Origin of the sequence: Brevibacillus sp. AG162 (assembly GCF_006715575.1) — a bacterium.
GTDB lineage: Bacteria > Bacillota > Bacilli > Brevibacillales > Brevibacillaceae > Brevibacillus > Brevibacillus brevis.
Genome location: NZ_VFNO01000009.1, coordinates 22872 through 36095, shown reverse-complemented (window position 1 = coordinate 36095; position 13224 = coordinate 22872). Strand labels below are relative to the sequence as shown.

Annotated in this window: 12 protein-coding genes; all 12 read left to right on the top strand. The window is 46.7% G+C overall.

What is annotated here, in order from left to right:
* Positions 1-107: 107 nt before the first annotated feature.
* A complete protein-coding gene (locus tag FB479_RS22980; protein WP_017250148.1) occupies positions 108-521 on the top strand; it encodes a GNAT family N-acetyltransferase in 414 nt (137 codons plus the stop codon).
* 48 nt (positions 522-569) lie between these two features.
* The gene (locus FB479_RS22975) at positions 570-1106 is read left to right on the top strand and encodes a DUF402 domain-containing protein (protein ID WP_106654269.1); all 537 of its coding nucleotides are present in this window, start codon (positions 570-572) and stop codon (positions 1104-1106) included.
* Between the two features lie 57 nt (positions 1107-1163).
* Positions 1164-2945, top strand: coding sequence for an ABC transporter ATP-binding protein (locus tag FB479_RS22970; protein WP_142066837.1), 1782 nt, complete (start codon positions 1164-1166; stop codon positions 2943-2945).
* A 24-nt stretch (positions 2946-2969) separates the two neighbouring features.
* Positions 2970-4190, top strand: a complete 1221-nt coding sequence (locus FB479_RS22965; protein ID WP_142066836.1) for an MFS transporter — start codon at positions 2970-2972, stop codon at positions 4188-4190.
* A gap of 116 nt (positions 4191-4306) precedes the next feature.
* Positions 4307-5536 carry an MFS transporter gene (locus FB479_RS22960; protein ID WP_142066835.1) on the top strand — a complete coding sequence of 410 codons (1230 nt, stop codon included), beginning with the start codon at positions 4307-4309 and terminating at the stop codon, positions 5534-5536.
* A 179-nt stretch (positions 5537-5715) separates the two neighbouring features.
* Positions 5716-6261, top strand: a complete 546-nt coding sequence (locus FB479_RS22955; protein WP_142066834.1) for a flavodoxin family protein — start codon at positions 5716-5718, stop codon at positions 6259-6261.
* A gap of 361 nt (positions 6262-6622) precedes the next feature.
* Positions 6623-8095 carry a contractile injection system protein, VgrG/Pvc8 family gene (locus tag FB479_RS22950; protein ID WP_142066833.1) on the top strand — a complete coding sequence of 491 codons (1473 nt, stop codon included), beginning with the start codon at positions 6623-6625 and terminating at the stop codon, positions 8093-8095.
* An 18-nt stretch (positions 8096-8113) separates the two neighbouring features.
* A complete protein-coding gene (locus tag FB479_RS22945; RefSeq protein ID WP_142066832.1) occupies positions 8114-8731 on the top strand; it encodes a hypothetical protein in 618 nt (205 codons plus the stop codon).
* A gap of 1 nt (position 8732) precedes the next feature.
* Positions 8733-9233: an imm11 family protein gene (locus tag FB479_RS22940; protein ID WP_142066831.1), complete on the top strand. Its 501-nt coding sequence runs from the start codon at positions 8733-8735 to the stop codon at positions 9231-9233.
* Positions 9234-9244: 11 nt separating this feature from the next.
* Positions 9245-9868, top strand: coding sequence for a hypothetical protein (locus tag FB479_RS22935; RefSeq protein WP_142066830.1), 624 nt, complete (start codon positions 9245-9247; stop codon positions 9866-9868).
* 38 nt (positions 9869-9906) lie between these two features.
* On the top strand, positions 9907-10275 hold the full coding sequence (locus tag FB479_RS22930; protein ID WP_106654279.1) for a DUF4280 domain-containing protein: 369 nt from the start codon (positions 9907-9909) through the stop codon (positions 10273-10275).
* Positions 10276-10297: 22 nt separating this feature from the next.
* Positions 10298-13210 carry a late control protein gene (locus tag FB479_RS22925; protein WP_185746402.1) on the top strand — a complete coding sequence of 971 codons (2913 nt, stop codon included), beginning with the start codon at positions 10298-10300 and terminating at the stop codon, positions 13208-13210.
* The last annotated feature ends 14 nt before the right edge of the window (positions 13211-13224 follow it).

The window sequence follows — 13224 nt, the reverse complement described above, 5'->3', positions numbered from 1 at the left end:
TTATTGTAGAGGGAGTAGGGAGTTGGAGACTTTATGGTGTTGCGACACAAGACAAAGTTGTCCATGTGTTGTACAATAGAGGAAGAAGGTTACGAAGGAGGCAACACATGCTGATTCGTCCGTTTCGACTCGGTGACTATTCGGCTATCACACGTATTTGGCAGGAGACGGGGTTGGACCAATCGGACAAAGAGTCATTGAACGATTTGGCCCAGCATTTGGCTTGGGACAGCGATCTGGTAATGGTTGCAGAAATGGAAGGCAGAGTTGTAGGGGTCGTGGTTGGCACGATCGACGGAGCACGTGCCTATTTCTACCGATTGGCTGTACTTCCAGAGATGCAAGGCTCAGGTATTGGTCGCGAACTCGTTGAAGCAATTGAAAAGCGTTTCAAGCAACGAGGTGTCAATAACGTCTTGATCATGGTCAATCAATCAAATCCGGAAGTCCTTCCGTTTTACCTTTCACTTGGCTATGAAGTACAAAAATATGTTACACTTTCCAAAAAGCTCTCTTCTTAAAGGAGGCTTGTCCCCATTCAAATAGAGAAGAGAAGAAAGGGGAGAGTCATGTCACCAACTCCGGGCTCCAATATCCGCATAGAAAGTTATAAACATGACCATTCGTTGCACCGCATATGGGACAAATCTACGTTGATTCATACCAGTGATGCGGTGGTGATTGGGGGAAATGATCGGGTCAAGGTGACAGAAGCAGACGGGCGGGAATGGCGTACGCGTGAACCGGCCATTTGTACATTTGGTAGAGGCCAGTGGTTCAATACCATTGCCATGATTCGTGATGACGGTATTTATTATTATTGCAACATTGGTTCGCCCTTCAGTATGAAGGGACAATTGCTAAGCTACATAGACTATGATCTCGACGTAAAAGTGTTTCCCGATATGACATACTCGATTCTCGACGAAGAGGAGTTTCTTTTGCATAGCAGACAGATGAACTATCCTCCATTTGTTGTGGAAAGAGTGCAGACAGCATTGCGAGAGGTGCTGGATTGGGTAAGCGCACGACGCGGCCCTTTTCAAAGCGGCTTCGTCCAACGTTGGTACGAGCGTTATCTTTTAGTGCGAGATGATGAGGAATAATCCCTTTCCCGAATGACCGGGGGAGGGATTTCCTTGTTTGCAAAGGAGGTATGATGGTTGAGCATACGCCGCTATTTGGCTTATGTCCTGCCCTATTGGAAACAAATATTGGGCACTATTTTTATTGGTATTTTTAAGTTTGCGATCCCACTTGCTCTGCCGCTTCTTATCAAATACGTCATTGATGACCTGTTGCCGAGTCCGCTTCCTCAAGAGGAAAAGCTGAAACAGTTATTTTGGCTGATGCTCGGGGCCTTTTTGTTATTTACTGTCGTTCGCGCTCCTATTGAGTACATCCGGCAATACTATGCACAGTGGGTATCCAGCCGTATCTTGTTTGACATCCGCAATCAATTGTTCTCTCATTTGCAACGACTGTCGATGCGCTACTACAACAATACAAAAACGGGTGAGGTCATCTCTCGGGTTATTAACGACGTGGAATCTACCAAAAGCTTCGTGGAAACGGGATTGATGAATCTCTGGTTGGACCTGATTACGATTACACTGACGATGGGGATCATGCTCTATATGGATGTGGAGCTGACGATTGTCGCGATTATTGTTTTTCCTTTGTACAGTATCTCCGTCAAATTTTTCTACAAGCGCTTGCGTCAATTGACAAAGGATCGTTCTGCAGCTCTGGCGCGTTTACAAGGATATTTGTACGAACGCGTGAACGGCATGTCGCTCATCCGCAGCTTTGCATTAGAAAAGCAGGAGAGCAAGGAATTTGCCAAGGAGAACAATCAGTTTTTGGAGAAGGCGTTGGCACATACGCGGTGGAACGCCCGAACCTTCGCCGTGGTCAATACGGTGACGGATATCGCACCGCTCCTGGTCATTGCCTATGCTGGCTACCAAGTTATTGGCGGGAGCATGAGCGTAGGGACGCTTGTTGCGTTTTATGCATATTTAGAGCGCTTGTACACGCCGCTACGACGTCTGGTCAATTCCAGCACGGTACTGACACAGGCAATTGCCTCGATGGACCGGATGTTCGAGTTTATCGATGAATCGTACGATATCGTTGACAAGCCAAACGCGGGAGAGCTGCCTGTAGACCCTGGAACCAAACGCATTCGCGGAGAAATCCGCTTTGAGAACGTGTCCTTCCGCTATCGGGAGGAAGGCCCTCTCGTCTTGAACAATGTCAATCTGAGCATCTCTTCTGGTGAAACAGTTGCGATTGTCGGGATGTCAGGCGGAGGAAAATCTTCGCTGATCAGCTTGCTGCCGCGTTTTTGGGACGTGACTGAAGGGAAAATTACGATTGATGGCATCGATATCCGTGATGTGAAGCAACAAAATTTGCGTCACCACATCGGGATGGTGCAGCAAGATAATATTTTGTTTAGTGAATCAGCAAAAGTGAATATTTTAATGGGCAATCCTGATGCGGATGACAGTGCTGTGCAAGAAGCTGCGAAGGCGGCAAATGCCCATGACTTTATTAGTGAATTACCGAATGGTTACCATACGGAGCTGGGAGAGCGCGGCGTGAAGCTCTCGGGCGGACAAAAGCAGCGAATCGCGATTGCGCGTGTTTTCCTGCGTGACCCCGGTATTCTGATTCTCGATGAGGCGACGTCTGCACTCGACTTGGAATCAGAGCACACGATTCAGGAGTCATTGTCCAGATTGGCAAAAGGCAGAACCACGCTCATCGTGGCCCATCGACTTTCGACGATTACCCATGCAGACAAAATCATTGTCATGAAAGAGGGACAAATCGTTGAGGAAGGCACGCATGAGCAATTGCTGGAGAGCAAGGGAGTATACTATGGCCTGTGGAGTGTGCAAGATTTAGGAAGTACGTCCGACCCGCAACTGGGATAAGCAGATGGGATTGGAGGAAATCCGATGGAGATATGGCGCCGTAATTTATATGTGCTCTGCGGATCGTTGTTTTTCGTCATGGTGGCGATGAGCATGATCATGCCTTTTTTACCGCTTTACATTCAGCAGGATTTCGGAATTGAAGACCCTCATCAGGTTACGGCTTGGGCGGGGATTATTTTTGGAGCCAACTTTTTAACGGCGGGCCTCGTCTCGCCTATTTGGGGAAATTTGGCCGATAAGCACGGGCGCAAGATCATGATTTTGCGCTCGGGATTTTTCATGTCCATTACCATGGCACTGACCGGTTTTGCGGGAAGTCTGTGGCAGCTTTTGGCCCTTCGCCTGCTCAATGGACTCGTAGGGGGAATCATTCCTGCCAGTACCGCGTTGGTAGCATCCTCTGTGCCAAAAGAACGAATTGGCTGGGCAACAGGGTTGCTTCAGTCTTTTATTACGGCCGGAACCATTATGGGACCGCTGTTTGGCGGTGTTCTCGCGGAGAAGATCGGCTTTCGGATGATTTTTGTGATTACGGGCAGCGTATTATTACTGGCGACCTTGGTCATTACGTTTACGGTGAAAGAGAATTTTGTTCCACCTGAAAAAAAGGAACGGTCGAGTCTGCGGGAAGATTTTCAGATGATCTTCTCTTCCAAAGAACTCCCGGCGCTCTTTTTTGTAACCGTAATGATCCAGTTTGCGTTGTTTAGCATTATCCCTGTGTTGCCGATCTACATATCGCAGTTGCTCGGTTCGGAAGGGGCAAAGGTAGCGTTGTGGGCCGGTATTGTCCAGGCATGCATGGGGGTAGCAAACGTCTTTGCCTCCCCACAGCTGGGGCGTTTAGGAGATCGGTTCGGTTCGCAAAAGGTGCTCTTGTTCTCACTTTTGGCTGCCGCAATCATCTTCATTCCACAAGGTCTGGTACATACGGTATGGCAACTGGTCGCGCTCCGGTTTTTGTTAGGCCTGTCGCTGGGAGGATTGCTTCCATCCGTCAATGCTTTGCTGCGACGAGCAACACCTGTACATATGGTCAGTCGCGTCTACGGCTATAACAACAGCTTTGTCAGTATCGGCAGTATGCTTGGGCCGATGATTGGCGGCTTTTTGGCAGGCTATGTGAGCATTAGCGGAGTCTTTTACATGACGAGTGCGTTCTTGTTTATTAACGCAGGCTGGGTGTACTACAGCTTTTTCCGAAACAAATCTGTACAGCATCCTGATTCTGGAATAGAATAAGAGGTAATTTTCGCGAAAAGAGGTGCACCTCCATTGTGATGGCGAGTCGGTGTGAATAACTTCATATTCCATCAGGACGTATAGGCTGGTCCTGAACCGACAGGAGGGTGTGCTTTATGTGGCATCGACGCTTTATTTGCCTCTGGGCGGGTCAGACATTGGCCAACCTTGGGGATGTATTTTATATTGTCGCGTTTATTTCGGTCATGTACGCTGCAACTGGCTCCGTCATGTACACGGCGTTTATACCGGTTGTCATCGTAGCTTCGCAGTCTGTAAGCAGCTTGTTGGCTCCGTTGGTGTTTCAGCGCCTGTCGTTGACGGGCATGCTCGTGCTGTCGCAAGGATTGAAGACGTTACTTTTGGCTGTAGCCTCATTAGCTGTCAGCAGCGGTGTAGGAGAGCAGGGGGAGTGGATCTGGCTGTTGTTCGGATTGGGGTCAGCCATCGCCTTTATGGATGGCTGGGCAAACCCTGCGCGCAACGCTATGGTGCCGAAGTTGATAGGACGAGAAGACCTAATGCGAGCGAATGGTTTGCTTGCCACCTCGGATCAAACCGTTCATTTTGCTGGCTGGGCCGCAGGGGGATTACTCGTTTCTTGGCTGGGAGCAGGTGTTGTTCTGTGGGGAACGGTTGGTGCCTATGTAGTGGCAACGATCGCGATGGCAGGCATTGCACCGGCAAGTGAAAAGCTGCATGAAAAACAGGCAGCCAGGGCGACGACAAACTGGCTCACTGGCTGGAAAACAATTCGCGATGTACCTGTACTGCGATTGCTGGTCGCGATGGATGTCGTGATCGGCTTGTCCGGGGGTGTGTGGATCGCTGCGATTATGCTGCTATTTGTCCTCGATGTGCTTGGACAAGGAGAAGAATGGTGGGGCTACATCAATGCCGGTTACATGCTTGGAGCCATTGCGGGTGGGGCGCTGCTTTTGATGTATGCGGAGCGAATGCGTCGCCATTTATTTCGCTGGATCGTTTGCAGTACGATTGGCGTCGGATTTTTTACCTTTTGTTTTGGCAGCAGTACGAACGCGCTGGTGGCACTGTTGTTTTCCTTTGCGCTGGGCCCGTTTTTGGAAATGGTGCATGTAAGCAAGCAGACACTTTTGCAGCAAGAGACGGAGGAAGCAGCACTGCCCTATGTCATGTCAGCAAAAGGAACGATTGATTTACTCGTTTTTGGTGCGTCTGCCTTGATGATGGGGGCTATCGCTGAATGGCAGGGAGTCCGGGCTGTCTATTACGTATCTGCTGGATTGTTGCTCATCGCTTTCCTTTTGGCGTTGCGTTTGCAAAAAAAGCAGACGGTGCATTCTAGTGGGGTTTCCGTAAATTAAAGCAAAAGCAGGCTGTCTTATCCGTAGACTTTTCTACTGGTAAGGCAGCCTTTTTTGATGATATGCTTCTTGATCATAAGAAGGTATATGTATTTTTTATCTTGATTAAGGTTTGAGTAAGCCAGATTTTCTTACTACAATAAAGAGGAGGGAAGAATAGGAGTAAGGATGGGGAGCACATGAACATTCTCGTTTTGCATGGAAGCTCCAGAGATGCGGGGAATACGGAGCAATTGACAAATCTAGCATTGGAAGGCGTGCCGCACACCAGTATCCGTCTGCGAGAGAAAAACATTCGCCCGATTCACGACCAGAGGCATGACGAGGGAGGCTTCGATGCAGTCGCGGATGATTACGATGAAGTGACAGAGGCGGTGCTCGCCCATGATTTTCTGATTTTCTCCACGCCGATTTATTGGTACGGCATGTCCGGTCATATGAAAAACTATGTGGATCGCTGGTCGCAGAGCTTGCGTGACAAGCGTTATTCCTTCAAAGAATCTCTCGGGCAAAAGCAGGCGTATGTCATTACGACTGGCGGAGACCAGCCCAGAGTGAAGGGACTGCCACTGATTCAGCAGTTTCAGTATGTTTTTTCTTTTGTCGGAATGCCATTTGCGGGCTATATCATCGGGGAAGGCAACAAACCTGGTGATGTATGGTCAGATCAACGGGCAGTAGAGGAAGCAAAGATTTTTAATAAGTGGCTGAAGGCCAAACAATAGCCTAGAAGACCGGAGAGAATTCCGGTCTTTCTTTTCTTTAAAACGAGCTCCTCATTCATCTAATAAAAGCTCTGTTAGTCATTTGTCAAATTTGTTTGAGCTCAATATTTCGTGCGTAATGAACTTTTTGTAGCCCAGCTACCTGTGTGTTAGTAGTTACAGGGTAATGGTCAACAAGTAGGTAGGGCGATTGGACATTTCCAAAAACAGGGTAAAAAGCACTAGATTGAAAATAAAAAAAGGACTTTATGCTTATTTATGGTAATCGAAACAACTACTACCATTAATTTATCTATCAATAATGGTCTATTTTGGTATAGGAGATAGAACATTGGATATATCCACGGAGGGAGGAGTCTACGTGAGTAATCGGGTTTTAACCTATGGAAATATTCAAGTGACACCTTACAAATTCACGCATTTGCAATCACTAAAAGTGGTTAAAAAGATGAACGAACACGCGAAGGTAACGATCACGGGCATTATTCCAGATGAGCTGAGAGACAGCTATGTGAATCTAACAAATGAACAAACGCATATCAAAATAGCTTTGACGGACGAGAAGGGGCAGCCGAAGCCATGGTTTCAAGGCATCGTGACGAATGTAAACATCCAATCTGTCAGGGGCATTTATTACCTAACAGTGAAGGCTGTTTCACATAGCTACTTATTGGATGTCAAACCGAGAAAACGCTCATTCCAAAATCCAGCGATGACTTATGCGGCGCTAGTCAAAATGGTGCTGTCCGCATATGGGAAAGCCGATTTTATTGATTCGGTCACGAACGGCAAGGCGATCAATACGTTTGTGATGCAATATGATGAAACCGACTGGCAGTTTCTCAAGAGGATGGCTTCGCGATTCTATACGGGCTTGGTGCCTGCAACGGCTTTTGATCTACCCAAATTTTATTTCGGTCTGCCTAAAGGGAAGGACAAAGGCAAGCTAGAGGTCGCGCATTATACGGTACAAAAGAGGGTGGGGGAATATCAGAGCGCTGCGGAAAACCGAGTGCCAGGAATTGATGATCAAGATTTTACGGTATATGAAGTGGAAAGCCCGCAGATCCTCGAAGTCGGTGATGAAGTGAGCTTCAAGTCCAAGAAGCTTGTCGTCGGAGAAGCTGTCACTGAAATGAAGGAAGGAATACTGACGCATACCTACAAGCTCTTTCCACATAAGGGACTCTCGCGCAAGAAAATGTATAACAACGCGATCATCGGTGCCTCTATCCAAGGGCGCGTTCTTCAGATTCAAAAAGATAATATCAGAGCCAAACTAGACATGGATGATCAACAGGATGAGAGTACCGCTTACTGGTTCCCTTATTCGACGATCTATACATCCGAGAACAATACAGGTTGGTATGTCATGCCGGAAATAGGCGACCAGATACGAATCTACTTCCCGAGTAAAAAGGAAGAGGACGGTATTGCCATCAGCTCGGTGCTCCGAGATAACCCAGATGCCAAATCTCCGTCTCCCCAAAAGTCCTCCGCTCCAAGTAGCTCAAGACCGAGCGCGGGCGCGGGTCCCGATCGGATGAAAGATCCGGCTGTGAAGACCTTCCGCACGAAATACGGCAAGGAGATCATGCTGGCGCCAGATAAGATCGTGATATCAGCAGGCGGTATGTCTATCACAATCAGCGATGATACCGGAATCGAGATCGTGAGTGATAAAAATGTGAGCATTAGTGCTAGTAAAGAGGCGTATCTGATCGGGCAAACGCTACGCGTCAAAGCCGATAAGATCGAGCTGATTGGAAAAGGAAACACCATTTCATTAAATGAAAAGATCGAGATCAAGGGAACAGAGATAAAAATGAACTAATGGGAGGAACACACGGTCATGATGAAAGAAGAAGCACTCCAGCATCTGCACGACCAGGTGTTTTTGCCTGCTTTGGCAGAACGGGTGGCGGCAGTCCAGCTATTTTTCCATCAACATCAAGCCCAGCTCGTCGATGAGTTTGTGGAGTCGTTTCGACAGATCGCAAGTCGGATCAAAGTCATGCAGGATCGTGAGGAGCTAGCACCTGTTGGATTTATTCATTACTCCATGCTGAGGACATCTATTCTGGAAGGTACTTATACCTACCTCATCGAGGCTTATACAGATCAGTGGTATTGGGAACCTGTCGAATGCTATGCCAGATACGACGCCAATTGGGCTTTTCAAGAGATTTCATCGTTGATTCGTCTTCTAGATGAGCAGCGTAAAAAGTACATCGGTGTTCTACACACAGCGGATGTGGAGCATATGGTATGGAAGCGTTTGGATTGTTTTGGTCAAATGGTGACGGATCTGATCCGGATAGCGATCCATGAAGCCATAAAACTCCCAGAGTATTCGGAGATAAATAAGGCGAAATGTTTGCGCATCAGAGTCGGGGAGTTTAAAGACTTTAGCGAAGATGTGCATATCGATGATGGTTCCACACGAGATCAAATCAAGGGGGCGGGATGACTTGAGAGATTACTACCAACTCATGGATGACAGTCGAATCGCTCAAAAGGTGAAACCGCTGGGTCTACGAAAGGAAGACAGCTTCGCACAGCTCCCGCCTGTCTCGATTTTAGATGTCGCTGAACATAGCTTCAACGAATACACAGACTGGCTGGAAAAGCCTGTGCCTATGATGTCACAACAGATGAAGTCGATAATCGAGAAATACAATCCGAGAATTCAGTGGAAATGTGTCCATTTGATAGACAAGCGATCTGGCTCACAAAACGTGTACTGGGTCATGCAAATACCTACCTTGGATTGTCTTTCACAGGATAGCGAGTTTTATCTAAATGGAACCGTAAAGAGACTTGTGTTAGACCACGAAAAGATCAAGGCGCATCATTTTTTTGCCATTGAAGGAATTTTGGAGCCGTATATCGTGGTGAGTCTCGATGCAGCAGAAAGCTTACTGCGTAGAAGCTATACGGGCTTCGTTTTACAAAAAGTAGAGCAGGCGTAACGGAGGGAGTCATGACCGTTTACTGGGATGAGAAGATCTTGGATGCCTGGAATGACATCCAGAAACGACGTGAAATCAAGGAAGTAGAAGAGAAGATGGCACAAATGTCACCTGAAGAATGGCTGGCAGGAGTGCAGCTTGGTGTCATAGAGTACGAAGGGCAAACGATTTATTGTGAAGAGAATCTATTTTTCGACGAGCAGGTGGCGATTCATCTCCCAACGTCTATGTGGCTGATTCCTAGAGGGATCGAATCAAAAGGAAATACAACTCACCAGCATGATCAGATGACTTACAAAAATGAAAAAGGCACAGTCATGTTTGGTCTGACACATATGACGCACCTCATACAGATGGACGATGTAGAGCAATTTTTGAGTACACTGACGATTCAGTTGAAAAAAAAGCAAGCGGGCTTGCAAGTCGTACATAACGAAGTGATTGAGCTCAGTGAAGTGAAGGTGGCGAGTAGTGAATTCGTCATACCGCTAAAGAACGGGAAGTATTATCAAATCTTGTTTGTTACTGCACTAGAGGGGAGATTGCTGCTCGGTAGCTTCCATTTCGCAGCTGACGAAGTAATTGTATGGCAGCCATTAGCTAGAGCCTTGATTCGAACGATGCGACTGGTATGAGTTATTGCAACGTTATGTAACGAAAGGGGAGTAGGGAGATGCTTTTGTCTTTGCTTCAACTTCTGGCTCCGAAGGCACACGGTGAGTATTCCTATGTTGTACGTGGGGCAACCGTAAAATGCAGTGAGGGAACAGACACCAGCTTTTTAAATTTGCCGCAATGCCACGGAGTATACGCGCGTGGTAAACCGGTCATGAATATTGCCGATAACGTTGTCGATGCCAATATTGGATGTTTTGGTATTTGCAGGGAAACAGGAACCGTATGTAGACCAATGATAGCTAACAAGTGGACGGATGGAAAGCACGATGTACTGGTAAAAAACGAGCCAGCATTACTCAGTAAGTCGGAGCTGATTTGTACTGTCAAAGGGATTATTACGATTGAAAAGGATGGGCAGGATTGATGTGATTGAAGGAGAGGAGTTTATGCAGGGAACTGATGGAGTCATGACCTACCAGGATATACAAATTGTCTGGTCCTATGGAACGATCCGACTTGATCGGTTGGAATTTGTCCATCAAACTGGCGAACATGCAAAATTACGCTTTACAGGTATTGTTCCCGAAGAAAAAGAAGATGAGATTATACATAGAGCAAGCAGCCACGACGTAATTGAGCTGTGTCAGAAGGTAGGAAAGCAGAAGAAGTCGATATTTATCGGACGACTACATCATGTGGAGATCAAGGTTGTCCGTGATGTCCACTATTTGACGGTGGAAGCTGTATCGCATACCTATGCCATGGATATGGGCGTGAAGATGTGTTCTTTTCAAGATGAGAGCCGATTGTACTCAAGTATTGTAGATGAGCTGGTGTCGAAGTATCCTGGTGGAGATATGATCGATAATGCCTTCAATGATCTCAAGCAGGGCAAATACATCATGCAGTATGAAGAGACGGACTGGATGTTTTTAAAACGAATTGCCTCTCACGTAGGGGCTGTCCTCGTACCAGATGTGAGTGCGAATAAGGTGCGCTTCTGGATCGGTCTACCAGAGGGAAGAAAGCAGATCAAGCTGAAAGACAGGCCATACGAGGTTAACCAGTCCATCGCACCATACAGAACCTACACGTTTGAACACGACGATGTTTTAGAGCTTGGGGATGAAGTGCTGCGAGAGGGGCAGACCTTCGCTATTACCAAGCGAATAGCAAGCATGGTAGATGGTCTATTCAGGTGGACGTATGTTTGCGCAACTCGCAAAAGTGTGAAACAAAAGAAGATCTATAACAAAGCCATCATCGGTGCCGCTATCGACGGGAAAATCATTCAAATCGGACGAAACCAAGTCAAAATCCATCTTACTATCGATAAAACGCAAGACAAGAGCAAGGCACAGTGGTTCCCGTATGGGGCGGAAGGCAACCAAATCCTATACCTCATGCCGGAGATCGGCTCTAAAGTAAAATTGTATTTCCCAGGTGCCGATGAGGACGATGCGATGGTCATCAACTCCGTCCGTCATGCGCCACAGGGAAGCTTTGTCGAGAAGAACGACAAGCGAATGGTGGACCCGGGAGTCAAATCGTTTGGCATCCCACAAGGAAAAGAATTCACCATGGGAGACACCGAACTGAGGATGACCGCCAAAGAAGGTGCGTTGGAAATCTCGCTGAGTAGCCTCTGGGGTGTGAGTCTGAACAGTACCACGAATGTAAACATTCACGCGTCAGGAGAGCTGAATGTAAATGGTGCCGCTGTCTACATGGTGGGTTCGGCAGGGATGTACCTCGATACAGCTGCGGATACGATCGCATTAGTAGAAGAGAACGACACGAGTAGCGATCAGATTCTTCTGGATGCGGAGAAGAGTCATTCGTTTGCACCAATCTTGAGTCCGTTTGAACAAGATATTAAGAGTCTAGGCTGGCAGGGCGCGGTAGATAAACGACTCGCAGATCACGATACGGCCGAAGCCAAAGGGGAAGGGGAAGTCGTTGAAGAGACCCTGTCGTCGCTATGGAACTTTGCCGTAGATGTTGTCGATGTTGCCTACACGGGAGTACAATTGTTAGCGAGTGATGAGGGTGAGACGGTCACCAACATCAGGGGAACTAAGGTTAAGTCGTTAACCGAGGGGAACAACTTAGCAAAAGAAACAGAACAAAAAGCTACGAGTGCGGCAAACTATGTAGGAGATGTGTTTCAGGGCGAGAAGTCGTTAGGTGAAATCGGTCAAGATCTACAAGGGGCTGGTACAAAAGTCGGTGAGAGCGTCATGCAGGACTACGTTATTCCGGTCGGGGTGAATTGGCTACACCATATAGAAGACGAGTATGGAGGTAAAGAAGCAAAGCTAAAAAGAACACTGGAGGAAAGCTACGAACGAGGTAGGAATAGGGGAAGAGTGGATGTCATAGGTGCTGAGGTAATCGCGAGTGGACTGTCAGGTGGAATGGGTGGAGCCGCTATAAAGACAGTGACTACAGCAGCCAAACTGAAGCCAGATGGACCAAATAGGGATCGTACGCCAGATGGTAACGGCAGAGATGGAAGCAATGGAAGCGACGGAAATGGAACTCCATTATTCGGGCTTTTTGACTCTATTAAAAAAGATATGGAAACGCTGGATGGGAAGTTCAAAACGAAGGCGAAGACTGTTGAAGATGCGTTGAAAGAAATGCAAGAGATGGTTGATAGTTTTTTAGCTGCTATGCAAGGATTTTCCAAGCTGGTTCCCGATACAGGTAGGCCGATGTCATTTTCGCTGGGCGGGAATGGTGGTGGCGGGCATAACAATAATCATGGGAATAATAGAAATAATGAGGGGACGGGTAATGTTCCTGAATCAATACCTACCCTTAAAAAGGTTGATTGGAATGAATACAAGCGTGTAGATGATTATAAACCCACATTTATGGATGAATTTCAAGAAAAAGAATATAAAGCTGCATCAAAGGATTATGATGATATTAGAAGTGTTGGTATGACTGATATTGAACAGGTTGCAAAAAATACTGGTATGACAATAGAAGAAATTAGGGCTATGAAACAACACATGTTTTTTGATACACATAAAATCCCTTTAGATAATCAAAGTTATAGAGTTGGCCACTTTACCCCTGATTTAGAAGTAGGGTTTATATGGAAAGAGGCACAAAAAGGTGAGCTGAATCCAAAACAAAAAAAGTGGTTTCAAGAGTTAGCTAAACATGAATTAACAGAAAGTGAAATAATGAAACAAGGCTACCCATATAAAAATCCTGGTTCGTATCAAAAAGATAGTGATGATTTTGGTTCAGATCCTCCTGGTGCACATGATGTAGCTTCTGATCAACCTTCATTTGAACTCCCTGGAGCATATGACTATTATTCAAAAAAAGTTTTTGGGCAATAAAAATAGAGAAGATG